This window comes from Micromonospora sp. CP22 (assembly GCF_009712475.1).
Lineage (GTDB): Bacteria > Actinomycetota > Actinomycetes > Mycobacteriales > Micromonosporaceae > Micromonospora.
In genome coordinates this window covers 165767-192708 of sequence record NZ_VCJO01000002.1, presented here as the reverse complement: position 1 = coordinate 192708, position 26942 = coordinate 165767, and the positions used below count along the sequence as shown (strand labels likewise).

The window sequence follows — 26942 nt, the reverse complement described above, 5'->3', positions numbered from 1 at the left end:
GGAAGGAGCCGCGCAGTGGCCCTCGACCCGCAATTGCTGGAAATCCTCGCCTGCCCGGACACACACCATGCCCCGCTGACCTACGACTCGCAGGCCCAGACGTTGACCTGCACCGAGTGCGGCCGGATCTTCGAGGTCCGCGACGACGTACCGGTGCTGCTGCTGGACGAGGCGCGCGGCCCCGCGGAGGGATCGTGATCGACGGAACGGCCGGTGTCAGCGGGCACCGCCACGCCGACGAACGGCTTCTCGACGACCCGGAGGCGCTCGCCGAGCGGGATCCGGGTGGCATGCTGCGGCACACCGCCTCGGCGGGCGCGCAGGTCCGCGAGTCGGCCGCCCTGGCCGCCGAGGCGAATCTCGCCGTACTCGCCGACGACGGACGCCCCCGGGCGGTCGTGATCGCCGGCATCGGCACCGCCGGGCGTACCGGTGACGTGCTGGCCACGGTCGCCGGGCCACGCTGCCCGGTGCCGGTCATCGCGCACCGCAGCGCCGGGGTGCCCGGCTGGGTCGGCGCGGCCGACGTGGTCATCGCGGTCAGCGCCTCCGGTCGCAGCCCCGAGGCGCTGGGTGCCGCCGAGGCCGCCCACCGCCGGGGAGCCCGGTTGGTCGCGGTGGGTCCGGCGGACTCGCAACTGCACTCGGTCGCCGATCGGGCCCGCGCCCCGTTCATCCCGGTGCCCCGGCGGGCACCGGCTCGGGCCAGCCTCTGGGGGCTTACCGTGCCGGTCCTGCTCGCCGCCCGGGCCCTCGGGCTGGTCAAGGTGAACGAGGCGGATCTGGCGGAGACGGCGGCCCGGCTGGACGCCGACGCGGACCGCAGCCGCCCGAGCGCGGAGTCCTTCGTCAATCCGGCGAAGTCCCTCGCCCTCGGGCTGGCCGGGTCGATCCCGATCGTGTGGGGCTCGTCGCCGCTGGCGGCGGTCGCCGCTCGTCGCTTCGGCGACACCCTGTCGGCCAACGCCCGTTATCCGGTGGTCACCGGCGCGCTGGGCGAGGCGGGTCGGGGCCGGGTCGGTCTGCTCGACGGTGTGTTCGGCGGGCTGGCCGAGGGGGAGCGGGACATCTTCGCCGATCCCGACGAGTCGAACGGGGACAGCACCCGCCTGCGGGTGGTGCTGTTGCGCGACGGTGGCCTGAACGCGGAGGACGACGCCGACGAGCCACTGGCGGTCGAGGAACGCCGTGCGGATGCGGTGCAGACCCTCGCCGAGCGGCGGGGCGTACGGTGTGACGTGGTCACCGCCGAGGGTGGTTCGGCGTTGGAGCGGCTCGCCTCCCTGGTGGCGGTGCCCGACTTCGCGTCCATCTACCTGGCGTTGGCGCACGGCCTGGACCCGATGGCGGTGCCGGCGATCACCGAGATGAAGGAACTAGCCAACCAGTGAGTGCCCAGGGTGGCAGCAAGGCGATCCTCGCCGCGTTGCTTGCCAACGCCGGCATCGCCGTGACGAAGTTCGTGGCCTATCTGCTCACGAGCTCGTCGTCGATGCTCGCCGAGTCCATCCACTCGGTCGCCGACACGGGTAACCAGGCTCTGCTGCTGCTCGGCGGCAAGCGGGCGCGGCGGGCTGCCACCCCCCAGCACCCCTTCGGCTACGGCCGGGAACGCTACGTCTACGCGTTCATCGTCTCGATCGTGCTGTTCAGCCTGGGCGGTCTGTTCGCGCTCTACGAGGCGTGGCACAAGTGGTCCGACCCGCACGGCATCACCAGTTGGCAGTGGGTGCCGGTGGCCGTCCTGGTGGTGGCGATCGTGATGGAGTCGTTCTCCTTCCGTACCGCCATCAGGGAGTCCAACCAGGTCCGGGGCAAGGAGAGCTGGACGCGGTTCATCCGCCGGTCGAAGGCGCCGGAGCTGCCGGTGGTGCTGCTGGAGGACTTCGGCGCGCTGGTCGGTCTGGTCTTCGCCCTGTTCGGGGTGGGGCTGACCCTGGCCACCGGTGACGGTCGGTGGGACGCGGCCGGTACCGCGATGATCGGTCTGTTGCTGGTGACCATCGCGATCGTGCTGGCCGTGGAGACCAAGAGCCTGCTGCTGGGCGAGGGAGCCGAGCCGGCGGACGTCGCGGCCATCGAGCAGGCGGTCACGGCTGGTCCCGAGGTGGAGCGGATCATCCACATGAAGACCCTCTACCTCGGCCCGGAGGAACTGATGGTGGCCGCGAAGGTGGCGGTGTCGCGGTGCGAGAGCGCCGAGGAGGTGGCCCGGGGGATCGACGTTGTGGAGCAGCGGATCCGCGCGGCGGTACCGGTGGCGCGGGTCATCTACCTCGAACCGGACATCTATCGGGCTCCGGAGGCGTCCTCCACCGCGTCCGGGCGCACGGAGAGCTGACCGGTGGAACCGCTGCACGGCCCGATCAAGGACTACGCCTGGGGTTCCCGCTCGGCGCTCGCCGAACTCCAGGGGCGGCCGGTGCCGAGTGCGACGCCCGAGGCGGAGCTGTGGCTCGGGGCGCACCCGTGCGCGCCGGCCGCCGTCGAGCGTGCCGGGCGGCGGGTCGCGCTCACCGAGGTGCTCGCCGCCGAGCCGGTCGACTGGCTCGGCCAGCCGGTGCTGGAGCGGTTCGGAACCCGCCTGCCGTTCCTGCTCAAGGTGCTGGCCGCAGCGGCTCCGCTGAGCCTTCAGGCACACCCGGACGCCGAGCAGGCCCGGGCCGGTTACGCCGTCGAACAGGCTCGGATCGGTGGGCACCGCAACTATGTCGACCCCTTCCACAAGCCGGAGCTGCTGGTGGCGCTCGGGCCGATGGAGGCGTTGTGCGGGTTCCGTGATCCGGACGCCTCGGCGCGGGCGCTCGCCGCGTTGGGCGTACCGCAGCTGCGGCCGGTGCTCGCCGCGTTGGCCGCCGGGCCGACGGGGTTGGCCGAGGCGGTGCGCCGGTTGCTGGAGTGGCCGATGGCGGAGCGGGCGGGTCTGGTGGCGGCGGCCCGCGCGGCGGGCGGCCCGGACGCGGACCTGGTGTCCCGGTTGGCCGACGCCTACCCGGCCGATCCGGGAGTGCTGGTGGCGTTGCTGCTCAACCGGGTGCGACTGGCCCCCGGTGAGGCGATCTGGATGCCGGCCGGGAACCTGCACGCGTACCTGGAAGGCACCGGCGTCGAGGTGATGGCCGCCAGCGACAACGTGCTGCGGGGCGGGCTGACCCCGAAGCACGTGGACGTGGCCGAGCTGCTGCGGGTGCTCCGCTTCGAGGTGCTCGACCGGCCGGTGGTCCCGCCCCGCGAGGTCGCCGACGGCGTGGTGACCTGGCCGGTGCCGGTGGACGACTTCGCGTTGCACCGGGTGACCGTGGGCGATCGGCGGCGCGAGGTGACGTTGGCCGTGCCCGGCCCCCGGGTGGTGCTGTGCACCGCCGGTCGGATCACCGTGACCGACGGGGTGGCGTCGGTGGCGCTGGAACCGGGGCGGGCCGCAGTCGGACGGGCCGCTGGCGGTGTACTCACCGTCACCGGTGAGGGTGAGACGTACATCGCGTCGACCGGCCTGGTCTGACCTTTTCGCATGTCCAGCTACCGGCCCATCCCCAACACGCCAAGTCCGACTTTTCCGGAATAGCTTGACTTGGCGCTTGCTTACTGTGACTCTATGAGTGCGCAGCGTTATCGCGACGATGGTCCGAGAGCGCGCGGGGGAACCAAACCGGGGGGATGCACGGGGCGGACGGAGATGGACGGCACACGTCCACACCGGCCGCCCCGTGCGCTGTCCGTAACCACCCCGGCCGACCGCCGTAGGCGCGCGTAAGGTGGGAGGTTGCGCAGCACCATCGTCCGACAGGAGCTTTCATGACCAGCACCCTCCCGGCGTCCGCCAGTGGCACGTCGTCCGAGGCCCGGCCGCGTACTGTCGCCGAGGGCGACTACAAGGTGGCGGACCTTTCGCTCGCCGAGTTCGGGCGCAAAGAGATCCGCCTCGCCGAACACGAGATGCCCGGCCTGATGGCGATCCGCCGCGAGTTCGCCGACGCGCAGCCCCTCGCGGGCGCGCGGATCACCGGGTCGCTGCACATGACGATTCAGACCGCCGTGCTCATCGAGACCCTGGTCGCGCTCGGCGCGCAGGTCCGCTGGGCGTCGTGCAACATCTTCTCCACCCAGGACCACGCCGCCGCCGCGATCGTCGTCGGCCCCGAGGGCACCGTCGACGCGCCCGCCGGTGTCCCGGTGTACGCGTGGAAGGGCGAGAGCCTCCAGGAGTACTGGTGGTGCACCGAGCAGGTGCTCGACTGGCCCGACGGGGACGGTCCGAACATGATCCTGGACGACGGTGGCGACGCCACCCTGCTCGTCCACAAGGGTGTCGAGTTCGAGAAGGCCGGGGCGGTGCCGCCGGTCGAGTCCGCCGACTCCGAGGAGTACGCGGTCATCCTCGAACTGCTGCACCGCTCGCTGGCCACGAGTGGACAGCGGTGGACGCGGATCGCCGCCGGCATCAAGGGCGTCACCGAGGAGACCACCACCGGCGTGCACCGGCTCTACGAGATGCACCGCGCCGGCACGTTGCTCTTCCCGGCCATCAACGTCAACGACTCGGTGACCAAGAGCAAGTTCGACAACAAGTACGGCTGCCGCCACTCGCTGATCGACGGCATCAACCGCGCCACCGACACGCTGATCGGCGGCAAGATGGCCGTCGTGCTCGGCTACGGCGACGTGGGCAAGGGCTGCGCCGAGTCGCTGCGTGGCCAGGGTGCCCGGGTCGTGGTGACCGAGGTCGACCCGATCTGCGCGCTCCAGGCGGCCATGGACGGCTACCAGGTCGCCACCCTGGACGACGTGGTCGAGCAGGCCGACATCTTCATCACCGCCACCGGCTGCTACGACGTCATCACCAACGAGCACATGGCCCGGATGAAGCACCAGGCCATCGTGGGCAATATCGGCCACTTCGACAACGAGATCGACATGGCCGGTCTGGCGAAGCGCTCGGACGTCACCCGGGAGAACATCAAGCCGCAGGTGGACCTGTGGCGCTTCGACGACGGTCACGCCATCATCGTGCTCTCCGAGGGCCGCCTGCTGAACCTGGGCAACGCCACCGGTCACCCGAGCTTCGTGATGTCGAACTCGTTCGCCAACCAGACGATCGCCCAGATCGAGCTGTACACCAAGACCGACGAGTACCCGGTCGGCGTGTACGTGCTGCCCAAGCACCTCGACGAGAAGGTCGCCCGGCTGCACCTGGACGCGCTCGGCGCGAAGCTGACCACGCTCACCAAGGAGCAGGCCGCCTACCTCGGCGTCGCCGTGGAAGGCCCCTTCAAGCCGGACCACTACCGCTACTGAGCGTCGAGAACACCCCCGGGCCCGGCCACCGAGGTCGGCCCGGGGGTGTTCTGTGCGGTCGCCCGCCCGGCGGGGCTGGTGGTCAGCGGGTACGGCGGCGGGTGGGGCGGATCCAGGTCCAGACACACCACAGCAGCCAGGCCACGGAGACCAGCGCCGCCAGGGTGCGCAACCGCAGCGCGCTGAGCAGCAGCACCACCGCGAGCACCGCCAGCCACGGCCCGAAGCCCCTCATCCCGACCTCCGTGAGGGTTCGTCGGCCGACGCCACCGGCAATCCCGACCACGCCGCCTCGGTGAGCACCCGTTCACCGGCGAGCAGGTGACGCGCCCGCCGGTGCCGCTCGGCGATGACGGCGGCCAGGTAATGGACCTCCGGCAGCGCGACCGGGGGCGGCGGGCCGGTCACCGCGGCGACCTGCCGCCACAGCAACCGGGCCAACTCGCCGCGCGCCGGCTCGCTGAGCCCGTGGGCCCGAGCCAGGTACTGCCGGACGGCCAGCGCCAGGTCCGCGTCCAACCGGCTCAGATCCAGCGTGTACGCCCACCCGATCAGCTGCGGCATGGTCGCCGGGACCGCACGCCACCTCGTCGCGGGCCGGGTGTGCACCACCAGCGTGCCCGCGGCCAGGTCACCCAGTCGCCGACCACGGTCGTCGCTGAGCATCACGGTCAGCCCGACCGCCCAGGACAGCAGCGGCAGCACCAGCCCCGGCCACTCCACGGAGACCCCGACCAACGCCCGGGTCAACGACTGCCGGAAGCCGACCGGGGCGCCGTCGACGCTGACCACCCGCAGCCCGACCGCCGCCTTGCCCGGTGTCCGGCCGTCGTTGAGGCGTTCCCAGAGCACCGGATAGCCGACCAGTAGCAGCACCAGCCCGACGGTGAGCAGCGCCCGTTCCATCGCCGCGTCGAGCAGCCCGTACGGCAGTGCGGCCAACAGCAGCCCGGCCAGCGCGAGGAGCAGCAGGCCGCACAGCAGTTGGATCAGCACGTCGAGCAGCAGCGCGAGGGTCCGGGAACCGATCCGTGCGGCCCGCACGTCCAGCTCGACCGCCTCGCCGCTGACCAGCCGGGCATCACCCCAGCCGGGGGCGGTCCACGCTCGTGCCGCTGTGCTCACCCCGACAGTGAACACTATGATCGCGCGGTCGGAGGTGGCTGGTGGATGTCGACGCGTACGTCGCGGAGCACGGCGGTCAGTGGCGTCGGCTGAATCAGCTCTGTGCGCAGCGCCGTCTCGACCCGGCCGAGGTCGACGAGCTGGTCGCGCTCTACCAACGGGCCACCACCCAACTGTCGGTGCTGCGTAGCCGCTCGCCGGACCCGGTGCTGGTCAGTGAGCTGTCCCAGGTGGTGCTCCGGGCACGGGCGCGGTTGACCAGCCGACCCCGGCCGTCCTGGTCGGCGGTGCGGCGATTCCTGGCGGCCGACCTGCCCGGTGCCATCTGGCGGGCGGCGCCGTGGTGGTGCGCGGTGGCGACCGCGTTCACCCTGCTCACCTTCACCCTGATGTGGTTCGTGGCGGACAACCCGGAGACGGCGGCGGCGTTCATCGGCGACGAGGAGGCCGCCCGGCTGGTCGAATCCGGCTTCGCCGGCTACTACACGGAGTTCTCCGCGCCGACGTTCGCCTTCCACCTGTGGACGCACAATGCCTGGCTGGCCGCGAAGTGTCTGGCGGCGGGCGTGCTGATCGTGCCGGTCGGCTACCTGCTCTGGCAGAACGCGGTGAACATCGGCGTGGTCGGTGGGGTGATGGTCTCCTACGGCCGGGAGGACGTCTTCTTCGGCCTGATCACCCCGCACGGTTTGCTGGAGCTGACCGGTGTGTTCGTCGCCGCCGGGGTGGGTCTGCGTATCGGGTGGGCGTGGATCGCACCGCCGGAGCAGTTGACCCGGGGGCAGGCGGTGGCCCGGGCAGGGCGCGACGGCGTCCTGGTCACCGTCGGCCTGGTCGGACTCTTCGCCGTCTCGGCGGTGATCGAGGCGTTCGTGACGCCGGCGCCGCTACCGGTGGCCGTGCGCGTCACCATCGGCGCGACCGCCTGGTTGGCCTTCCTGGCCTACGTCCTCGTCCTCGGCTCCGCCGCACCACCCGACCAGGAGGTCGCTACCGGCGACCTTCGGTAACGGGCAGCCCCGTCAGGGTCAGAGCTGCGCGGTGGCCTTCAGGTGCAGGTAGGCGTCGGCGAGGGCGGGGGCCAGTCGATCAGCCGGGGCGTCGACCACGGTGACGTCGTGTCGGGTCAGCGCTGCGGTGAGGCGGTCGCGTTCGGCGAGTGTCCGCCAGGCGGCGGCTGCGGCGTACGCGTCCTCGGGGCGTCGCGGCGGCCCGGCGGTGAGTCGGGTCAGCACCGGGTCCTGTGCCGCAGCCACCAGCACCCGGTGCCGGGCGGCCAGCCGGGGCAGCACCGGCAGCAGTCCCTCACCCAGCGCACCGGGCTCCAGGGCGGTGAGCAGCACCACCAGGCTGCGGGGGCGGTGTCGCCGCAGCAACTCGCCCGCGATCAGCCGGAAATCCGTCTCGACCAGCGCCGGTTGCAACGGGGCCAACGCGTGCGCCAGCCGGTTCCACTGCCCCGCTCGTTCGACGCCACCCACCGAGGCCCGGGGCACGGCGTCCGCCGCGAGCACGTCCACCCGGTCACCGGCCCGCGCCGCCAACGCGCTGAGCAGCAGCGCCGCCTCGATCGAGGCATCCAGGCGCGGCTCGTCGCCGAGCCGTACGGCCGAGGTGCGCCCGGTGTCCAGCACGCAGATCAGCCGCCGGTCCCGTTCCGGACGCCAGGTGCGTACCAGCACCTCCGAGTGTCGGGCGCTGGCCCGCCAGTCGATGGAGCGTACGTCGTCGCCGGAGACGTACTCGCGCAGCGTGTCGAACTCGGTGCCCGGTCCGCGTCCCCGGCCGAGGAGTGTGCCGTCGATGACGCGCAGCCGCGACAGCCGCTCCGGCAGGTGCCGTCGGGCGTCGAAACGGGGCAGCACCCGTACGGTCCAGGGCGGGGTGCCGGGCCGACCACCCCACTGCCGGTACGCCAGCCCGAGCGGCCCGAACGAGCGGACCGTCAGGGCCACGGCGGGCCGGTCTCCCCGCCGGGTGGGGGTGAGGCGGGTGGGCAGGGCGAGCACCTCACCGGGGGCGGCGCGCACCAGCCGGGTCGGCGGCAGCTCCGGCCGGGCCCCGGCGGAGGGCACCCAGGCGTCGCGGACCCGGGCGCGCAGCGGCCGGTCGGAGGTGTTGCGCAGGTACAGGGTGACCGTGGCGGTGCCGCCGAGCGGTACCGCCCGCTCACCGGCCCGCTCGACGGTCAGCGCCGCCAACGGCGCGGCGAGCGCGAGATCGAGGCCGACCAGCAGCAGCACCAGGCCGACCATCACCGCCACGCCGACGAACGGAACCGGCCATGCGGGCATGGTCAGCGCGCCCACCGCCAGCAGCGCCGCCGCCCGCCAGGTCATCGTGGGGCCGGCACGGTGGCCAGCACCGTGTCCAGGATCCGGTCCACCCCGACACCTTCGAGTTCGGCCTCCGGACGCAGGCGTAGCCGGTGCCGCAGGGTGGGCCGCGCCATCGCCTTCACGTCGTCCGGCACCACGTGGTCGCGTCCGTGCAGCCACGCCCACGCCTTGGCGGTGCCCAGCAGGGCCGTCGCGCCGCGCGGTGATGCACCCAACTCCAGCGACGGGGTGGTGCGGGTCGCCCGGCACAGGTCGACGACGTAGCCGAGCAGCGGATCCGCGACGTGCACGCGGCCCACCGCCGCGCGGGCGACGGCGAGTTCGGTCGCGTCCGCCACCGGGCGTACGCCGGCGGCGCTCAGGTCCCGGGGGTCGAAACCGGCATGGTGGGCGCGGAGCACTCCGAGTTCCTCGTCCCGGTTGGGTAGCGGCACGGTGAGCTTGAGCAGGAAACGGTCCAACTGGGCTTCCGGTAGCGGGTAGGTGCCCTCGTACTCCACCGGGTTCTGGGTGGCGGCGACGATGAACGGATCAGGGAGCGTGCGCTGCTCGCCCTCGACGGTGACCTGCCGCTCCTCCATCACCTCCAGCAGCGCGGACTGGGTCTTCGGCGGAGTGCGGTTGATCTCGTCGGCGAGCAGCAGGTTGGTGAAGACCGGCCCTTCGCGGAAGGTGAACGCCGCGGTTCGCGCGTCGAAGACCATCGAGCCGGTGACGTCGCCCGGCATCAGGTCGGGGGTGAACTGGACCCGCCGCGAGGTGAGGTCCAGGGCGGCGGCCACGGTACGCACCAGCAGCGTCTTGGCGACTCCCGGTACGCCCTCCAGCAGCACGTGACCACGGCAGAGCAGGGCGACGATCAGTCCGGTGACCACGCCCTCCTGACCCACGACCGCCTTGGCCACCTCGGTGCGCAGCCGGTGCAGCGCGGCGCGGGCGGGGTCGGTGGCGAGCGGGTCCACGGTCATCGCGGGTCGGGTCACCGGGGATCTCCTTCGGATCGGGGCTTCGGTAGCCGGGCCGCAGCCGGCGGGTCGGGGGTGGACGTCGACTCGCCGGTACGCGTGACACGGTCCAGCTCACCGGCGAGTTCCAGTAGGTCCCGGTCGGTGCGCGGCGCGTCGCCGTAGAGCAGTTCCCGGATGGTGTCGGGCTGGTCGCCGGTGTCGGCGGCCACGGTGGCGGCGACCGTGCCGGGTGGCGCGTCGGCGGGCAGGTGCAGGCGTCGCGCCAGCCGGGCGAGCGTCGCGGTTCGGAGCAGCCGCGCGGTGTTCTCCCGGGCTCGCGCCTGCTGGTAGAGCCGCCCCCGGCCGAGGACCGTCTCGGCGGCGGGCACGGAGACCGGCAGTGGTTCCGGGGTGGGCGGGCCGAGGCGGCGGGCCCGACCGATGGCTATCAGCAGTGCCGCCAGGGCGAGTTGCAGCAGCAGTGCCCAGAACCACGGTGGGAACGCCGACCAGAGGGGGTTGGGCTGCCCGGCGGAGTCGCGGGCGCGGGGACCGGAGGTCTCACCGCCCGGCCGCCCGTCCGATGCCGTCTCGCTGTTCCCCTCGCCGCGCCGGTCCTCCGGCTCGGCGGGCTCGTCGACTTCGTCGACGCGTTCCGGTAGCGGCCGGGTGGGTGTCCGATGGGGTTCGGGTGGTGGCGGTGCCGGGCCGTCCAGGTCGAGCCAGATCACCCGGCCGGCGGTGGCGAGCAGCCCGGTGGCGAAGGCCAGGTTGTCCCATTCGTCGATCCGCCCGTTGCGGAACGGGTCGCTGGCACCCACCACCACGCTCTCGGCGGCACCGGGCAGCCGGGCCAGGCCACCGGCATAGCAGAGGTCGACGTTGCCCACGCCGGTGGGCGCGTACCGCTGGCGGGCGACGGCGGCCGTGGTGACGGAGGCGGCCTCGGCCAGCGGGCAGGACCGGCCGTGCGCCTGCGGCGGCACGGCGCGGGTCGCCCAGCGTCGGCCGGTCGGGCGCAGCGGTAGCCCGGCGGCGGCCAGCACCCGCCGGGGTGGGTCGACCAGCACCAACCGGGTGCCGCCGGGCAGCAGACCGAAGAGGCTGACGGTGCGCGGGTGCAGCAACTCGGGCGCGGGGACGAACAGGGTGGCCGGACCGGGTCGGGTGGCTCGCAACGCCCGGAACGTGTCCGTCTCCCGCTGCACCGTCACCCCCTGCCGGGCCAGGCTCGCGGCGAGCCGGCTGCCGCCGTGGTCGTCGGTCACGGTCGGGGAGAGGAAGCCCCGGTCGGTCTGGTCCGGCTGGTCGATCTCGCGGGTGACCAGGGTGACGGCCGTCAGCAGCACCCCCACCAGCACGGGTATCACGATCCGGTGGCGGCGTCCCCGCGCGCTCACCGGTCGTCGTCCTTCGGGGCGGCGGTGACGAGCAGGTCCCCCAACCGCCCGGCATGGTCGCGCATCCGGTGATCGTGGTCGGCGGTGGCCGGGCGTTGGGCGTACCACAGCTCGGAGAAGATGGCGGCTGCGGCGGCCAGTGGCGGTCCGACCGGTGGATGGTTGGCGGTGGCCTCGGTGACCACCTCGGCGACGGTCATGCCGGGCCGGACCCGCACCACCTGCCGGTCGGTGAGCTGGTGGAGCATGACGCGCAGCCGCTCGCGGACCGCCTCGTCGTAGCGGCCCTCGGCCGCCAGCCGATCGGCCGCCACGACCGTCCCGGCGGGGTCGGCGGGCGGCTCCGGGGCGGCGGCCACCGGTGGTGCGGTCGTGGGCTGTCGCCCGGTGGACCGGGCGGGGCGGCGTCGGCGGAGCCGGGGAAACCGCCGGGGAAGCCAGGCGGGGAAGGTGTACCAGGCGGTCGCGGTCAGCGCCGTGGCCAGCACCAGCAGCAGCGCGGCCAGCGGTAGCGGCAGGTGGTCTCCGAGGGCGGCCGTGGTCTCGGTCCACCACCGGCTGAAGCTCATCCGCCCACCGCCAGCAGATCCGCGCTCGCGGGCGCACGGGAGATGCGGATGTCCAGGCCCTCGCTGCGGATCCGGGTCTCCAGGTGGACGACCGCGTCCAGGCTGGCCAGCGCGGCGTAGGCGATCGTGTTCACGGCTGCCCAGAGCAGCATCGCCACCGCGTTGGTCCAGCCCTCGTCGATCAGCCCGAGTGTGCTCAGCCCGACGAACGTCCCGCAGCTGAGCCCGACCCGGATGAGCCACCAGAGGAGGTATCCCAGTACCCGCAAAGCGGCGGCCCGTACGCCCAGACGTAACGCCAGCGTGGCGGAGCGGGTGATCGCCCGTACCGGCCGGACCCGGTCCACGACCAGGGCCGGGGCCACCGCGCCGAGCAGGGCGAATCCGAGGAACCAGGTGGGGCCGAGCAGGGACGTGGACAGCATGACCGCGCCGACCACGAGGCAGAGCAGGACGGTGGCGCCCCACCGGGCGGCACGGGGGTCGACCAACTCCGCGACGGTCGGTCGGCGGCCGACCAGCGTGCCGGCGGCGGCGCGGGCGGCCGGGTTGCCGAGCAGCGTGATGATCATCGCTTCGGTTGCCGCACCGAAGGCGAGGAGCAGCCAGAAGAGACCGAACTCGTTCAGACCGGACGGCCACCACAGGGGCCCGGTGGCATCCACCGCGAGCCGTAGCGGTCGCAGCAGGAGCTGTTCGCCGGCGGCCAGCACGGCGGCGAAGGGCAACAGGACCGGCGCCTGGGCGCGCAGTAGCAGCACCGCGGAGTCGAGCAGTTCCCCGACGGTGAGTGGGCGCCCGGGGAGTACGACTGTCGGGCCTGTTGCGGGCACGCGTACTCCTGGGAGGCGGGGGCGGTGGCGCGCTACGGCGCACCCGGGGATCATGTTGACATGCGCGGTCGTCCGGGGTGCAGTCCCGCCCCCCGGGTCGGCACGTGCGACTGGGACAAACCGAGCGGTGCTGGGCACAGCACACCTGACGGCAGTAGCGTGCGGGTGACGCCGAGCCCACCGAACTGACGGGATGGAACCATTAACCCCATGAGAGCCCGGGTACTGGTGGTCGACGACGACCCCGCGCTCGCCGAGATGCTCGGCATCGTGCTGCGCAGCGAAGGCTTCATGCCCTCGTTCGTGGCGGACGGGGAACGGGCATTGGCCGCGTTCCGTGAGAATCGACCCGATATCGTCCTGCTCGACCTGATGCTGCCCGGAATGAGTGGTATCGACGTGGCACGGGCGATCCGGGGTGAGTCCGGGGTGCCGATCGTGATGCTGACCGCCAAGAGCGACACGGTCGACGTCGTGCTCGGCCTGGAGTCGGGTGCCGACGACTACGTGGTCAAGCCGTTCAAGCCCAAGGAACTGGTGGCCCGGATGCGGGCGCGGCTGCGCCGTGGCGAGGACGCCGCGCCGGAACTGCTCACCATCGGTCCGCCCGGCAACCAGATCGCCATCGACGTGCCGGCGCACACCGTCAGCCGCAACGGCGAGGAGGTGAAGCTGACGCCGCTGGAGTTCGACCTGCTGGTCGCGCTCGCCCGTAAACCGCGTCAGGTCTTCACCCGCGAGGTGCTGCTGGAGCAGGTCTGGGGATACCGGCACGCGGCGGACACCCGGCTGGTCAACGTGCACGTGCAGCGGCTACGTGCCAAGATCGAACCGGATCCGGAGCGACCGGAAATCATCCTGACCGTTCGCGGCGTGGGCTACAAGGCTGGTACCGGATAGCCTGGGTCGCACTGTGGCCACCTCCCCGATCCCCGATCTCGACCCGACGTCCCGCCGGCGTGGTGCCGTGTGGGAGTTGTGGCGTGGGGTGAGTGGCCGGCTGTCCCGATCTCTGGCGAGGCTGCACCAGACTTGGCGCCGCTCGTTGCAGGTGCGCGTGGTGACCATCACGTTGGTGACGTCCAGCCTGCTGGTCGGCGGTTTCGCCTACCTGATCGCCGACAAGATCACCAACATCCTGCTGGACAACGCGAAGACCGACGTCCAGTTGCGGCTGCTCAACGGCGCGGAGTACGCGGCGAAGCAGTTCAGCCTCTACAGCCAGCCGCAGGAGGCCCAGCTCCAGGAGACGATCGACGGCACGGTCAACTACCTCGCGGGCGGTGACCCCCAGCAGAACAGCGGCGTGGTGGTGGCCCTCACCGCGGAGAACTGGCCCGGGGTGATCGAGCCGCGCACCTCGCCGTCGGTGAACGTCCGGCCCCTGATCAGCCCCGAGCTGCGGGCCGCCGTGGCCGACGGCAACGTGGCCAACCAGATCCGTACCGGTCGGCTCACCGGGGACGCCGAGACGAAGTACCTCGTCTACGGCTCCCCGGTGCCGACCGGGTTCGGTCAGGTGGAGCTGTACTACCTCGTGCCGCTGACCCTCCAGGACACCACCGCGGCGCAGGCGCGGGCCACCGTGGTGGCCACCGGGGTCGCCCTGGTGCTGCTGCTCGGCCTGCTCGCCGCGTTGGTGACCCGGCTGGTGGTGATCCCGGTACGGGTCGCCGCCCGGACCGCCCAGCGACTCTCCGCCGGTCTGCTCGACCAGCGGATGGCCGTCAACGGCGAGGACGACCTGGCGCTGCTCGCGGCCTCGTTCAACCAGATGGCCACCAACCTGCAACGGCAGATCCTGCGGCTGGAGGAGATGTCCCGGCTGCAACGCCGGTTCACCTCGGACGTCTCGCACGAACTGCGGACCCCGCTGACCACGGTACGGATGGCCGCTGACCTGATCTTCGCCGAGCGGGACGAGTTCGACCCGGCGGTGGCCCGCAGCGCCGAGCTGCTCCAGGCCGAGCTGGACCGCTTCGAGGAGCTACTGACCGACCTACTGGAGATCAGCCGGTTCGACGCGGGGTTCGCGGTGCTCGACGCCGAGCCGACCGACCTGGTGCCGGTGGTTCACCGGGTGGTCGACCGGCTGGCCGGGCTGGCCGAGCGGGTCGGGGTGAGCATCGAGCTGGACGTCCCGAACGCGCCGGTGATCGCCGAGATCGACCCGCGCCGGGTCGAGCGGGTGCTGCGCAACCTGGTCGGCAACGCGGTCGAGCACGGCGAGGGACGACCGGTGCGGATCACGTTGGGGATGGACGACACCGCCGTCGCGCTGACCGTCCGTGACCACGGCGTCGGGCTCAAGCCCGGCGAGGAGAAGCTGGTGTTCAACCGGTTCTGGCGGGCCGACCCGTCGCGGGCGCGGCAGACCGGCGGTACCGGTCTGGGGCTGTCGATCAGCCTGGAGGACGCTCGACTGCACGGCGGCTGGCTGGAGGCGTGGGGCGCCCCGGGGCAGGGCGCGCAGTTCCGGCTCACCCTGCCGGCGCGCGCCGGTGACCGGCTGACCACCTCACCGCTGCGGCTGGTACCGGCCGATGTCGCGTTGCCGCTCGGCGGCCCACCGACCGGGGAGCTGCTGGACATCGAGCCCGGCCCGGCCGGCACGCTCGCCATCGGTCCGGCGTCGCAGGCGGGGCAGCGGCGCGCGGAGGTGGGCTCGTGAGGCGCCGGCTGGTGACCGGGCTGCTCGGCGGCACGCTGGTGCTGGCCGTCGCGGCCGGTTGCGGAATCCCCGACAGCACCGAGGTGCAGATCGAGCAGCGCGGCCCGGCGGCGGAGACGAACTGGTCGCTGGGGCGCGGCACCGAACCGCCGCCCCGGGAGGCCAGCGGCAGCGACGCCGAGGCGTTCGTGCGCAACTTCCTGGCTGCGGCAGCGGGCGAGCCGGATCGGGCGTACGAGCGGGTCAAGCGGTACATCGCCACCTCCGAACGCAGTGGGTTGCCGGAGCGGCAGGGCAGCGAGGTGGCGCTGTCGGTGGTACGGCTCACCGACGATCCGGTGATCGAACCGGACATCGACAGCATGAAGGTCACCATCAGCGTGCAGCAGGTCGGCCTGCTGCGGGCCAACGGGATGCTGGTGCCGCCGGTGGCCACCGATTCCACGTACGAGTTCCGGCTGGTCAGCGCGGGCCCGGTAGGCGAGGACGATGCCGGCTACTACGTCAGCGACCCGCCGAACGTGCTGCTGCTCAGCGACGACGCGCTGCGCCGGTTCTACCAGGCGGAGACGATCTACTTCTGGAACTCCGACCGCACCCGACTCGTGCCCGACCAGCGGTACCTCTCCTCGGCCGTGCCGGCGGAGCGTCGGGTGAGCGAGGTGATCCGGTGGTTGACCGCCGGCCCCTCGGAGTGGCTGCGGATCGGCGTCTCCGGTCTGCCCGACCGCACCGAGATGATCAACAATGCCACCGGTTCGGACGGCCGGTGGGAGGTCAACCTCGACATGCCGGGTGCTGACGAGCGTCGTCTGGTGCAGTTCGGCACCCAGTTGGCGTGGTCGCTTCAGGAACTGCACGGCACCGTCGAGGTGAAGATCCTCAACCAGTCCCGCAAGGTGATCGACCTGGAGGAGCAGCGCCGGCTGAATCCGTTGGACCTGATCGACGGCAACGCGCGGCGATACTGCGTCTACGAGGGGGCGATCCATTCGCTGACGGTGGCCGGTGAGGCTGCCGGCTCGGTGCCGGTGGCGCCCGAGGTGAACCAGGACATCGTCTCCGCCGAGTTGCGGCGCGCCAACGGGGGCGTCCTGGCCGCCGTCGTGGTAACCGGCGAGGACGGGCGGCAGCGGCTGGCCGTCGGTCGTGGCGGTGCCGTGGTGGGGGCCCTCACCACCGGTCCCACCAAGTTCACCGCGATGAGTCGTCCGGTGTGGGTCCGTACCGAGGGCACCCGACCGGCGGGCCTGGTGGTCGCCGACGGTCGGCTCTACCGCTTCGACGACCAGGCGGCGACGCGGCAGGTCCAGCTCGGCCTGCCGGGCCGGGTCACCGCCGTGGCGGCGGCACTGGACGGGCATCGGCTGGCCCTCGTCGTGGACGGCGCGTTGCACGTCACGACGATCAACTGGGAGGGTGGCGTACCCACCGTGGGCCCGGCCCGGCGGCTGGTCAGTTCGCTGACCGACGTCACCGCGGTGGACTGGTCGGCGGCGAACCGCCTGCTGGTGGCCGGCTCGGCGAGCCGCCCGGCGATCTACGAGGTGAGCGTGGACGGCGCCGTGGAGACCCCGCTGCGGGAGGACACCGGCAGCCAGGTCGACCACCTCGCCGCGTACCCCGCCACCCCGGAGCGCTCCCCGCTGGCCGGGTCGTTCATGTACGAGGCGAACGGGGTGGCGTACCGCAGCAACCCGTTCGAGCGGATCAACCGGGACCAGGTCCAGGAGGTGACGCCGCCACCCGCCGGCGTACGTCCGGGCAACCCCACCGCGCCCGTCTTCCTCTACTGAGTCGCCGTGGCTGGCGGGCTCTGGGCGGACCTGGTCGACCTGGTCCTGCCCACCGACTGCGCCGGCTGCCGGGATCGCCGCGCGGGGCTGCGGCACGGCGTCTGCCCGCAGTGCGTCGACGCGCTACGGGCGATGCGGCCGGGCCCGGTACGGCCCGTTCCCGCCCCACCGGGCCTGCCGCCCTGTCACGCCCTCGGCGAGTACGGCGGGCCGCTGCGGGAGATGTTGCTGGCGTACAAGGAGCACGGCCGGCACGGCCTGGCCCGCCCGCTCGGCGCGCTGCTGGCCGAGGTCGTCGCCACGGCGGTCGGCGCGGTGGGACCGGTGCTGTTGGTGCCGGTGCCGGACACCCCGGCGGCGGCTCGGGCCCGCTACGGCGATCACCTCGGGCGGCTGGCCCGGCACTGCGCCGGTCGACTGCGCTCGGCGGGCTGGCCGGTGCGGGTGCACCGGGCGGTACGCGCCACGCCTCGACCGGACTCGGTGACGCTGGACAGCGCGGGTCGGACGGCGGCGGCCACCGCCGCCTTCCTGGCCCGGCCGGGGCGGGTACCGGCCGTCGCGGGGGCACGGGTGGTCCTGCTGGACGACATCGTCACCACCGGAGCGACCCTCGCGGCGGTCAGTCGCGTACTGACCGTGCGCGGACTGTCGCCATCCGGGGCGGCGGTGCTGGCCGCGACACGGAAAAGGCACCAACGGTAACCGATTGTGTTTCCGTTTCATACCTTCGTGTATGAGGTGTGGAAATTCTCCGAATGGTGTTGGCAACCGGGGGTGACTGTCGGGCTGGCAGGAGTTAGCGTTTGGCTGTCGGGGGTAGGAAGGCCACCCCACCCACCCCCGGCGGCGAGAGGAGGCGTAGCCGTATTGACCGGTCGACGCCGAATGGGGCCGTCCCTCGGGCGCGACCGGAGTTCTGGATCGAAGACCGTCCGATTAAGGGAGGTCACGTGGACATCGTGGTCAAGGGCCGTAACGTCGAAGTTCCGGATCACTACCGGGTGCACGTCGCAGAAAAGCTCGCGAAGATCGAACGCTACGACCACAAACTCATCCGTGTCGATGTTGAACTGTTCCATGAGCGCAATCCGCGCCAGGCCGATCATTGTCAGCGGGTGGAGATCACCTGTTTTTCCCGTGGTCCGGTGATTCGGGCCGAGGCCTGCACCAGCGACTTCTACAGCGCTCTGGACGCGGCTATCGCCAAGCTCGACTCCCGGCTGCGTCGCGCGGCCGACCGGCGGCGGGTACACCGGGGCCGGCACGCGCCGCTGTCGGTCGCCGCCGCGACCGCCGGCCTGCCGGTGGCCGACCTCCCGCCGCTTCCTACGGAGACCAGCCCGGCCGCCACCGAGACCGGCACGGCCACCGTGGTGGCCGAGCGGCCGGAGGAGGAGTACGCCGACGGCCAGCCATGGCACATCGCACGGGAGAAGGTGCACCCCGCCGAGCCGATGACCGTCGATGACGCCCTGTTCCAGATGGAACTGGTGGGCCACGACTTCTATCTGTTCCAAGACAAGGAGTCCGGTCGTCCGAGCGTGGTCTACCGGCGGCACGCCTACGACTACGGCATCATCTCGCTGGACATCTGACCGAGGCGACGGCCCGGGTCGGCGCACGCCGACCCGGGCCGTCGGCATCACGTCGTCAGTCGATCGGATCCGTGACCAGCAGGCCGTAGATCGTCGAGTCGGCCCGGCGGCCGGCCGCCCCGACGAGCCGGCCGCGCAACAGCCCCTCCCGGCGGAACCCCGCCTTCTCCAGCACGCGCATGGAGGCGACGTTCTCCGGCAGGGTGCCGGCCCACAACCGGGACAGACCGGCGTGCCCGAACCCCCACCGACTGACCAGCCGTACGACCCGGGTGGCGTAGCCCCGCCCGCGCCAACGCGGCAGCAGGCTGTAGCCGATCATCGCCTGGTCGCTGGCGGGCTGGTCACGGAGCAGCGTGCAGTTGCCGACGAAGTCCCCGCTGGCAGCGTCGACGATGGCCATCGCCGCGGCCGTGCCGACCAACCACTGGCTCTCTGCGACGTGGCAGCGGCGCGTCACCTCGTCGAGGGTCGCCGCCTCCGGGGGAACCCGGGTGACCACCACGTCGGGGTCGGTGTGCAGGCGATACGTCTGCTCGATGTGCTCCGGACCGAGTCGGCGCAGCACGACCACCCCGTCGGTGAGTCGCCCGTCGGGCAGGTCCGGCAGGCCACGTGTCGTCGGTCCCGGCGGGTCGTCGGCGAGGCGTACCCACGCAACCAGGTCACCCCGACCGCCGCCCCGCACGGACGTCACGCGGCGGCGTACCCCCTCGGGTCGGAAGCCGGCGGCCAGCGCGACCCGCTGGCTGGCCGCGTTCTCCAACTCGGTGAGCAACTCCAACCGGTAGATGCCGTTGGTGAACGCGTGCTCCGACAGGGCCCGGGTGGCGGCGGTCGCCACCCCGGCGCCGCGCGCCCACGGCGCCACCCAGTAGCCGATCTCCGCCTGCCCGCGTTGCGGCACCGGATAGCTCAGACCCACCGCGCCGAGCAGCCGGTCGGTCACCGGGTCGGCGATGGCGTACGCGGCCCCGCCGGCGGCGAAGGCGGCCGGAGCGCCCTCGGTGATCCACCAGCGCGCGTCGGCCTCGGTGTACGGGGAGGGCAGGTGGTTGAGGAACCGCTGGGTGACCGGGTCGTCGCAACTCTCGGCGACGTCGGCCAGGTCAGCGAGGTGGAACGGCCGCAGTCGGACCCCGTGCGCGTCGATGCGCTGCGCGAGACGCTCCTCGGTCACCGCAGGTCCTCTGCCAGTAGCGAGCCGACCCAGGCGTCGACGCGGGTACCACGGTGGTTGAGCAGCCCACGGGCAGTGCCCTCCATCGTGAAGCCGGCCTTCTCGGCGGCTCGGCGGGAGGCGACGTTGCCGACGTTGGCCCGCCATTCGATGCGCGCCAGTCCCAAAGTGGTGAACCCCCAGGCGCACAGCGCCGCGAGCGCAGCAGGTTGGTAACCCCGACCACGGACGTGTGGTGCGGTCATGAAGCCGATGTCAGCCAGCAGCGGATCGGCCGGTGACAGGCGCAGGTCGATCGAGCCGGCGTAGCGGTCCGTGGCGTCGGCGAGGACGAAGGGCGCGGAGGTGCCCGCGGCCCAGGAGTTCCGTACGAACCGCAGGAAGTCCTCGGCGTCCGCCCTGGTGTAGTTCTCCGGCACGGTCGTCCAGCGCAGCGTGTCCGGGTCCCGGCAGACCGCGACGAGCGCGTCGAGATCACGCTCGGCCAGGGGGCGCAGGCTCAGCTCCTGCGCGCCGGCCGTCGCGAACAGGGTCGGTTGCGGCCGGCCGAAGACCGCCGCGCGCCGGGCCTCCAACGTGTCGGGTCCGGCCGGGCCGACCTCGCCGGGAGCCGGTACGTCACCGGGCAGCAGCGAACCGAACCACTCGTACCCGCTGCCCGCCGGGTCGGCGGCCCGCAGCTTCCCCTCGATCCGGACGCCGGAGCGGAGGGCGACCAGCCGGGAGGCATAGTTGCCCACCTCGGCGCTCCAGAGCAGCCGGCGCAGCTTCAGCTCGTCGAAGGCCCACCGGGCGACGGCCCGGACAGCCCGCACGGCCACGCCCCGCCCACGCGCCCACGGCGCGGTCCAGTAACCGATCTCGCTGAGTTCGTGGTTGCGATCGATGAAGTTGAGCCCGCAGAGCCCGAGCACCTCGCTGGTGTCGGCGTCGCAGACCGCGAAGGACGCGCCGGTGCCGAGTTGCCACTGTCGGTCCCGGCTCGCGACGAAACCCTCCGCGTCTTCGTACCGGTATGGGTAGGGTACGCCCGTCCAGCGCTGGATGTCCGTATCCTGGCAGGCGCGGAACACGGCGTCGATGTCTGCCGACCGCCACGGCCGCAGCACCAGACCTTCCTCGACGATCTCCACGGGCTCCATTCCAGCCATCGTGCCGGATCGTTCGCCCACGGCGTAACCGGATAACCGGGACACGGGCCGGAGTGGGGAGTGTTATGTCTGTTTCGCGATGGCCGACCGCCGCCACCAGTGACCATCGACCCGATGGAACGCCTACGATGGTTCGAGACTGTCTAGGGGAGCGTTGATCCGTGTCGATTCTGGAAAAGGTCCTCCGTGCGGGCGAGGGGCGCATGCTGCGCCGCCTCAAGGCGATCGCCGCCGCCGTCAACTCGATCGAGGACGACTACGTCAACCTCACCGACGATGAGCTGCGCGGCATGACCGAGCAGTTCAAGGAACGTCTCGCCGACGGTGAGACCCTGGACGACCTGTTGCCCGAGGCGTTTGCGGTCTGCCGGGAGGCGGCGGCCCGGGTGCTCGGCCAGCGGCCGTACGACGTGCAGGTGATGGGTGGCGCGGCGTTGCACTTCGGCAACATCGCCGAGATGAAGACCGGTGAGGGTAAGACCCTGACCTCGGTGATGCCGGTCTATCTCAACGCGCTGTCCGGCAAGGGCGTGCACGTGGTGACGGTCAACGACTACCTGGCCCAGCGGGACGCCGCCTGGATGGGGCGGGTGCACGAGTTCCTCGGCCTGACCGTCGGCGTGGTGCTGCCCAACCGGCCGGCCGCCGAGCACCGCGCGGCGTACGAGTGCGACATCACCTACGGCACCAACAACGAGTTCGGCTTCGACTACCTGCGCGACAACATGGCCTGGTCGAAGGACGATCTGGTCCAGCGCGGCCACAACTTCGCCGTGGTCGACGAGGTCGACTCCATCCTGATCGACGAGGCCCGTACCCCGCTGATCATCTCCGGCCCGGCCGAGCACTCCGCCCGCTGGTACGGCGAGTTCGCCGCCGTGGTGGCCCGTCTCCAGCCGGGCAAGGACGGGGAGGGCGACTACGAGGTCGACTACTCCAAGCGCACCATCGCGGTCACCGAGCGGGGCGTGGCGAAGGTCGAGGACCGCCTCGGCATCGACAACCTCTACGAGTCGGTGAACACTCCGCTGGTCGGCTACCTGAACAACGCCATCAAGGCCAAGGAGCTGTACAAGCGGGACAAGGACTACATCGTCAGCGACGGCGAGGTCCTGATCGTCGACGAGTTCACCGGCCGCATCTTGCACGGCCGTCGCTACAACGAGGGCATGCACCAGGCGATCGAGGCCAAGGAGGGGGTGGAGATCAAGCAGGAGAACCAGACCCTGGCCACCATCACCCTCCAGAACTACTTCCGCCTCTACGACAAGCTCGCCGGCATGACCGGTACGGCGCAGACCGAGGCGGGCGAGTTCAACAAGGTCTACAAGGTCGGTGTGGTGACGATCCCGACCCACCGGCCGATGGTCCGGCAGGACCGGGCCGACGTCATCTACAAGACCGAGAAGGCCAAGTTCAACGCCGTCGTCGAGGACATCGCCGAGCGGCACCAGGCAGGTCAGCCGGTGCTGGTCGGCACGGTCTCGGTGGAGAACTCCGAGGTCCTGTCCCAGCTGCTGCGCCGCCGGGGCATCCCGCACTCGGTGCTGAACGCGAAGTTCCACGCCCGGGAGGCGGAGATCGTCGCCCAGGCGGGTCGCAAGGGCGCGGTCACGGTGGCCACCAACATGGCCGGCCGAGGCACCGACATCCTGCTCGGCGGCAACCCCGAGTTCCTCGCGGCCAACGAGCTGCGTCAGCGCGGGCTCGACCCGATGGAGAACCCCGAGGAGTACGAGAAGGCCCTGGAAGAGGTCCTGCCGAAATGGAAGCAGGCCTGTGACGCGGAGGCCGAGGAGGTCGCCGCCGCCGGTGGGCTCTACGTGCTGGGCACCGAGCGGCACGAGTCCCGCCGGATCGACAACCAGCTCCGTGGTCGGTCCGGTCGTCAGGGCGACCCGGGTGAGTCGCGGTTCTACCTGTCCTTGCAGGACGAGCTGATGAAGCGGTTCCGCTCCGGTGCGGTGGAAGCGGTCATGGACCGCTTCAACATCCCCGAGGACGTGCCCATCGAGTCGAAGATGGTCACCCGTCAGATCAAGAGCGCACAGGCCCAGATCGAGGGTCAGAACGCCGAGATCCGTAAGAACGTCCTCAAGTACGACGAGGTCATGAACAAGCAGCGCCAGGTGATCTACGCCGAGCGGCTGCGCGTACTCAACGGTGAGGATCTCTCCGAGCAGGTACGCAACATGATCGACGACACCATCGAGGCGTACGTGCGGGGAGCCACCGCGGACGGCTACGCCGAGGACTGGGATCTCGATCAGCTGTGGTCCAGCCTCAAGCAGCTCTACCCGGTGGGCATCACCATCGAGGAGATGGAGGAGGAGGCGGGGTCACGGGCCAGCATCGACGCCGACTTCCTGCTCGCCCGGCTCAAGGAGGACGCGCACGCCGCGTACGACCGGCGTGAGGAGCAGCTCGGTGCCGAGGGCACCCGGCAGCTGGAGCGGATGGTGTTGCTCCAGGTGATCGACCGCAAGTGGCGGGAGCACCTCTACGAGATGGACTACCTCCAGGAGGGCATCTCGCTGCGGGCGTACGCCCAGCGTGACCCGGTGGTGGAGTACCAGCGCGAGGGCTTCGACATGTTCGCCACCATGATGGACGGCATCAAGGAGGAGACCGTCGGCTTCCTCTACAACCTCGAAGTGCAGGTCAACGAGCCGGAGCCCGAGGCTGAGGAAGTCCAGCTGCTGGACAAGCCGGTGGAGATCCGGGCCAAGGGCCTGGGCCGTGCGCCGCAGCAGCAGGGGCTCCAGTACTCCGCGCCGACCATCGACGGTGAGGCCGGTGCCGGTTCCGTCGCCGTGCAGCGTGAGGAGCAGCGGGCACCCGCGCTCGGCATCGGCAGCCCGGATCCGGCCACCCCGGCGTCGCCGGGCCGGACGGCGCCGAACGCCCCACCGCGTCCGGCTCGTGGACCGGCGGTCCCGGTGGGCGCGGCCCGTCAGCCGGCACCGGGGCAGGCGACGGCCAGCAACGGCCCGTCCCGCAACGCGCCGTGCCCGTGTGGCTCGGGCCGTAAGTACAAGCGGTGCCACGGTGCCCCCGGCGGCCCCTCGGCCAGCTAGGGGCCGCCGCCTGGGCTCCGCCTCGGCTCGACCGAGGCGCTGACCAGACCCAGAAGCGCTTGACGTCGGGCCTGGACACCACTGGGTGTCCAGGCCCGACGCCGTCGTGCCGGCTCGCTGCCGGGTGTCCGCGTGCGCGGTGGGATCACAGCACCCGTAGGTCGGTGCAGATCCAGTTGCCGCGCCGGTGCTCCAGGCGTAGGGCCATCGCCCAGCTGCGGCCACCGGCTCCGGTGAGCACGGCGGCGGCCTCGATGGCGGCGGGGCGGGGTTCGCAGACGCGCAGCCGCCGCAGGCGTACCCCGGGGCGCGCCGAGCGGCGCCGGGGCGGTGCCCCACGGGCGGTGGCGCGGACCAGCTCGGGCAGCAGCACCGTGAGCCGGGCCGGGTCGAGTTGACGCCGGAGCTGCGCCGGTGGTCGGAATCCGTTGACCACCTCCAGGCAGGTGGCGACGAAGCGGTGGGCGACCCGGGTGGCCGCCGGGGTGGCCGTGGCCAGCGCACCGGGTGGCAGGTGCCGGGCGGAGGCCTGGCCCGCCGATCCCGCTCCGGGGCGGCTGGCCGTGCCGGGCCTTGATGCGCCCGGCGGGATCGGCCGGGTGCCGGAGCGCGCGGCCCGCCACGGCAGCGGTGGCTGGTCCGACCCACCGGGCCACTGGCGGGCGGCGGCGAAGAGGTCGAGGGCGAGTTGGCCGTCGGCCGGGCGCGGCCAGCCGGTGATGTCCTCCTCGACGGGCGGTGGCTCGAAGGCGGGTGCTGGTCGCAGCCGCACGGGTGGGCGGGCCGGCCCGGGCCGCCGGAGGTCGGTCATCACGCTGCCCCCTGCCGTCAAACCGCTTTTCGTTGCGTTTACCTTCGTTTGCCTTCGACAGCGTCGATTCTCGGGCATGGCAGAGCGGGCGGTCAATGTCTCGGCTGCGGTCCTACCGCTCCTCGGGATCGCGTTCCGCTAGCGGGTTGTCGCGTACCCAGTCGGCTGTCTCGGCGTACTTGCGCTGGATGTACTCCTCCAGCCGGGCCCGCTCCACCCGCCACTGCCCCCGACCACCGATCTTGATCGCGGGCAACTCGCCGCTGCGCACCATGTGGTAGACCTGCGAATCCGACACGTTCAGCTCGGTGGCCACGTCGGACAGGAGCAGGAACCTCGGTTCCACCGAAACTCCCCGGGTTGGCGTCGTTCGGTTCAGTTTGCCACCGGCTGCCTGGTCCCGACCAATGCGTCCCCCTGTCGGACACACCGGCTCGCGGCCGGAACTTCCACGAAAGCGATACGCGGTGTATGACGGTCAGGGCGGCGGGCAGGGCCCGTACGCCCAACCCGGCGGTGTCGCCGCCGGACGGAGCAGAACGGGGGAGACCACGGTGACCGACAAGCTTGTCCGGGTTTACGTGCCGGCGACCGTACCGATGCTGGCCAGGCTGCCGGAGCACGGACTCGCCGCGACCCAGGCGCACGCGGTGACCCCGACGTTGCGGGAGTGGTACGCGGAGGGCGACGAGGAGGAGTTGGAGTACGCCGCCTTCACCCGCGCCGCACAGGACTCGCTGCAACTGATCCGCCACGACCCGGCCGCGCCCCGGCGGCGGGTGGTCGTCTCGGCGGACCTGCCCGCGACGGCGGTCGGTCGCGGCGACGGGGAACTGGGTTCCAGCGTGGTGGAACTGCCCACTCCGGTGCCGTTCGCGGCGGTCGCCGCCGTGCACGTGGACGGGGCGGACGCCGCAGCGGACGTCGATGCCGCCGTCAAGGTGGTGTTGGAGGCGTTGGCCGGAGACGCCGACGCGCAGTTCACCGTCGACGGCACCGAGGACCACGAGCTGGAGTGGTACGACCCCAGCGAACTGAAGTCCCTGCTGGAGAGCATCACCGGGGAGAGCTGACCCGGCCGACCGGTGAACGGGCCGCCAGCCGAGCTGCGCCGTCGGCCTACTCCTCGTCGGCGGTGGGCGAGCCGAGCGTCCGGCCGAAGCTGATCACGGCGGCCAGCGCGCCGACGAACAACACCCAGATGGCGTTGTCCACCCGCGAGGTGCCGAGTGAGGTCTGCGCGACCGCGTCGGCGTCGCTGAGCGCGGCGGCCAGGTCGATCAGCGACCGTCCGCCGACTCGGATGATCACTTCGGTGAGCAGGAGCAGAAGTCCCGGCCCCGCGCCCGCCACCAGGTACGCCGGCCAGCGCGGGGCGTCGTCGCCGTCACGCTCAGCCCGTCGCCTGGCCCAGGTGAGGTAACCGAAGGCCAACCCGCCCGCGATGAGCCCGGCCAGCAGGGACTCGGTCCGGGAGACCCAGCTGGCGGCGTTGACCAGCGCCTGCTGGGTGTCGCCAGCGCTGTAGAGGTCGAACAGGGGGTCACGGGCCAGGCTGAACGCCACCACGAAGAGCAGGGTGCCCAGCGCGGCGGCGGCCACCGCCCCGACCACGGCACCGTTGCGGGCACCGGCGAGCGCGCCGCCGATGACGGCGGCGGCAGCGGTGGTGCCGGCGATCGTGCGGGTGGTGACGTCACCCGCGTAGGTGAGGTCGATCGCGAGCGCGGCGAGTAGCCCGACCAGCAGACCGGCCCCGACCGCCACCGCGAAGCGCAGGGTCACCCGTTCGGTCCGGCGGGCAACCGGTTCGCCGACGGCCAGTCCGACGGCGGCCCCGGCCACCAGCGCGGCCGAGATCACGCCGGGCAGCGCGAAGGCGGAGAGGCTGACCGCGGTGACACCGGCCGTCGCCGAGCTGATCGCCTCCCGGGTCGACCAGAGCATCGCGGCCAGCCAACCGGCCGCCAGCAGGGCCAGCACGGTCGCACCCGGTGCGGGCGCCGCACGGCCGGTGGTCGGGTGGTCGTCGACTCCGGTGTCGGTGGCCTCGGACTGGTCGGGCGCAGCGGCGGTCGGCCCACCGGGCTCGTTGCTCATGGTCTCCCCTTCGCCACCGGGCCCGACCGGGCCGGATCGTCACCGGCAAT

At 72.0% G+C, this 26942-nt stretch carries 25 protein-coding genes; 13 read left to right on the top strand and 12 right to left on the bottom strand.

The annotated features are described in order from the left end of the window. The first annotated feature begins 15 nt into the window (after window positions 1-15). The 5 genes from FF096_RS04245 to ahcY all read left to right on the top strand — a co-directional run bounded on the left by FF096_RS04245 (window position 16) and on the right by ahcY (window position 5295). Window positions 16-198, top strand: a complete 183-nt coding sequence (locus tag FF096_RS04245) for a Trm112 family protein (RefSeq protein WP_309222645.1) — start codon at window positions 16-18, stop codon at window positions 196-198. Beyond that, complete coding sequence (locus FF096_RS04240; protein WP_309222644.1) at window positions 195-1391, top strand: SIS domain-containing protein; 1197 nt, start codon at window positions 195-197, stop codon at window positions 1389-1391. The genes FF096_RS04245 and FF096_RS04240 overlap by 4 nt, the downstream gene beginning before the upstream one ends. Next, window positions 1388-2341 carry a cation diffusion facilitator family transporter gene (locus FF096_RS04235; protein WP_309222643.1) on the top strand — a complete coding sequence of 318 codons (954 nt, stop codon included), beginning with the start codon at window positions 1388-1390 and terminating at the stop codon, window positions 2339-2341. Before FF096_RS04240 ends, FF096_RS04235 begins: the two co-directional genes overlap by 4 nt. Before the next feature lie 3 nt (window positions 2342-2344). Next, a complete protein-coding gene (gene manA, locus FF096_RS04230) occupies window positions 2345-3502 on the top strand; it encodes a mannose-6-phosphate isomerase, class I (RefSeq protein WP_309222642.1) in 1158 nt (385 codons plus the stop codon). A 293-nt stretch (window positions 3503-3795) separates the two neighbouring features. After that, a complete protein-coding gene (gene ahcY / locus FF096_RS04225) occupies window positions 3796-5295 on the top strand; it encodes an adenosylhomocysteinase (protein WP_155215081.1) in 1500 nt (499 codons plus the stop codon). 82 nt (window positions 5296-5377) lie between these two features. Here the strand turns inward: ahcY and FF096_RS26260 are convergent, their stop codons facing one another. Then, window positions 5378-5530, bottom strand: coding sequence for a hypothetical protein (locus FF096_RS26260; protein ID WP_196222453.1), 153 nt, complete (start codon window positions 5528-5530; stop codon window positions 5378-5380). Beyond that, entirely contained in the window at window positions 5527-6420 is an 894-nt protein-coding gene (locus FF096_RS04220) for an RDD family protein (protein ID WP_309222641.1), read from the bottom strand. The genes FF096_RS26260 and FF096_RS04220 overlap by 4 nt, the downstream gene beginning before the upstream one ends. 41 nt (window positions 6421-6461) lie before the next feature. Between FF096_RS04220 and FF096_RS04215 the strand changes: the two genes are divergently transcribed. Then, window positions 6462-7430: a stage II sporulation protein M gene (locus tag FF096_RS04215; RefSeq protein WP_309222640.1), complete on the top strand. Its 969-nt coding sequence runs from the start codon at window positions 6462-6464 to the stop codon at window positions 7428-7430. An 18-nt stretch (window positions 7431-7448) separates the two neighbouring features. Here the strand turns inward: FF096_RS04215 and FF096_RS04210 are convergent, their stop codons facing one another. The 5 genes from FF096_RS04210 to FF096_RS04190 are packed head-to-tail and all read right to left on the bottom strand — an operon-like array spanning window position 7449 to window position 12508. Continuing rightward, window positions 7449-8759 (bottom strand): DUF58 domain-containing protein, encoded by a 1311-nt coding sequence (locus tag FF096_RS04210; RefSeq protein ID WP_155215079.1) that lies wholly within the window; start codon window positions 8757-8759, stop codon window positions 7449-7451. After that, window positions 8756-9727, bottom strand: a complete 972-nt coding sequence (locus FF096_RS04205) for a MoxR family ATPase (RefSeq protein ID WP_155215332.1) — start codon at window positions 9725-9727, stop codon at window positions 8756-8758. The genes FF096_RS04210 and FF096_RS04205 overlap by 4 nt, the downstream gene beginning before the upstream one ends. 11 nt (window positions 9728-9738) lie before the next feature. After that, window positions 9739-11106, bottom strand: coding sequence for a DUF4350 domain-containing protein (locus FF096_RS04200; RefSeq protein ID WP_196222452.1), 1368 nt, complete (start codon window positions 11104-11106; stop codon window positions 9739-9741). Continuing rightward, window positions 11103-11675 carry a DUF4129 domain-containing protein gene (locus tag FF096_RS04195; RefSeq protein WP_155215078.1) on the bottom strand — a complete coding sequence of 191 codons (573 nt, stop codon included), beginning with the start codon at window positions 11673-11675 and terminating at the stop codon, window positions 11103-11105. Before FF096_RS04195 ends, FF096_RS04200 begins: the two co-directional genes overlap by 4 nt. Next, a complete protein-coding gene (locus tag FF096_RS04190) occupies window positions 11672-12508 on the bottom strand; it encodes a hypothetical protein (protein ID WP_309222639.1) in 837 nt (278 codons plus the stop codon). The genes FF096_RS04195 and FF096_RS04190 overlap by 4 nt, the downstream gene beginning before the upstream one ends. A 210-nt stretch (window positions 12509-12718) precedes the next feature. On the opposite strand from FF096_RS04190, the gene mtrA reads away from it, so the two are divergent. From mtrA to hpf, 5 genes are all read left to right on the top strand, one after another. Beyond that, window positions 12719-13408, top strand: coding sequence for an MtrAB system response regulator MtrA (gene mtrA, locus FF096_RS04185; RefSeq protein ID WP_155215076.1), 690 nt, complete (start codon window positions 12719-12721; stop codon window positions 13406-13408). 13 nt (window positions 13409-13421) lie between these two features. Further along, window positions 13422-15179: an MtrAB system histidine kinase MtrB gene (gene mtrB / locus FF096_RS04180; protein WP_309222638.1), complete on the top strand. Its 1758-nt coding sequence runs from the start codon at window positions 13422-13424 to the stop codon at window positions 15177-15179. Then, entirely contained in the window at window positions 15176-16975 is a 1800-nt protein-coding gene (locus FF096_RS04175) for an LpqB family beta-propeller domain-containing protein (RefSeq protein ID WP_309222637.1), read from the top strand. The genes mtrB and FF096_RS04175 overlap by 4 nt, the downstream gene beginning before the upstream one ends. 6 nt (window positions 16976-16981) lie before the next feature. Next, window positions 16982-17680, top strand: a complete 699-nt coding sequence (locus FF096_RS04170) for a phosphoribosyltransferase family protein (RefSeq protein WP_309222636.1) — start codon at window positions 16982-16984, stop codon at window positions 17678-17680. Between the two features lie 248 nt (window positions 17681-17928). Then, the gene (gene hpf, locus FF096_RS04165; protein ID WP_309222635.1) at window positions 17929-18573 is read left to right on the top strand and encodes a ribosome hibernation-promoting factor, HPF/YfiA family; all 645 of its coding nucleotides are present in this window, start codon (window positions 17929-17931) and stop codon (window positions 18571-18573) included. A gap of 55 nt (window positions 18574-18628) precedes the next feature. Here the strand turns inward: hpf and FF096_RS04160 are convergent, their stop codons facing one another. After that, window positions 18629-19753, bottom strand: coding sequence for a GNAT family N-acetyltransferase (locus tag FF096_RS04160; protein WP_309222634.1), 1125 nt, complete (start codon window positions 19751-19753; stop codon window positions 18629-18631). Next, a complete protein-coding gene (locus tag FF096_RS04155; protein ID WP_155215073.1) occupies window positions 19750-20895 on the bottom strand; it encodes a GNAT family N-acetyltransferase in 1146 nt (381 codons plus the stop codon). Before FF096_RS04155 ends, FF096_RS04160 begins: the two co-directional genes overlap by 4 nt. Window positions 20896-21065: 170 nt before the next feature. Here FF096_RS04155 and secA point away from each other — a divergent pair, with 170 nt between their 5' ends. Next, window positions 21066-23981, top strand: a complete 2916-nt coding sequence (gene secA / locus FF096_RS04150) for a preprotein translocase subunit SecA (protein ID WP_309222633.1) — start codon at window positions 21066-21068, stop codon at window positions 23979-23981. A gap of 145 nt (window positions 23982-24126) precedes the next feature. Here the strand turns inward: secA and FF096_RS04145 are convergent, their stop codons facing one another. Next, window positions 24127-24792 carry an Rv3235 family protein gene (locus tag FF096_RS04145; protein WP_155215072.1) on the bottom strand — a complete coding sequence of 222 codons (666 nt, stop codon included), beginning with the start codon at window positions 24790-24792 and terminating at the stop codon, window positions 24127-24129. Window positions 24793-24904: 112 nt separating this feature from the next. Beyond that, window positions 24905-25138 carry a helix-turn-helix domain-containing protein gene (locus FF096_RS04140; RefSeq protein ID WP_203991763.1) on the bottom strand — a complete coding sequence of 78 codons (234 nt, stop codon included), beginning with the start codon at window positions 25136-25138 and terminating at the stop codon, window positions 24905-24907. A 208-nt stretch (window positions 25139-25346) separates the two neighbouring features. On the opposite strand from FF096_RS04140, the gene FF096_RS04135 reads away from it, so the two are divergent. Beyond that, window positions 25347-25865, top strand: a complete 519-nt coding sequence (locus FF096_RS04135; RefSeq protein ID WP_309222632.1) for a DUF6912 family protein — start codon at window positions 25347-25349, stop codon at window positions 25863-25865. Between the two features lie 46 nt (window positions 25866-25911). Here FF096_RS04135 and FF096_RS04130 read toward each other — a convergent pair whose 3' ends face one another. Beyond that, a complete protein-coding gene (locus tag FF096_RS04130; RefSeq protein WP_155215071.1) occupies window positions 25912-26892 on the bottom strand; it encodes a hypothetical protein in 981 nt (326 codons plus the stop codon). Window positions 26893-26942 lie beyond the last annotated feature (50 nt).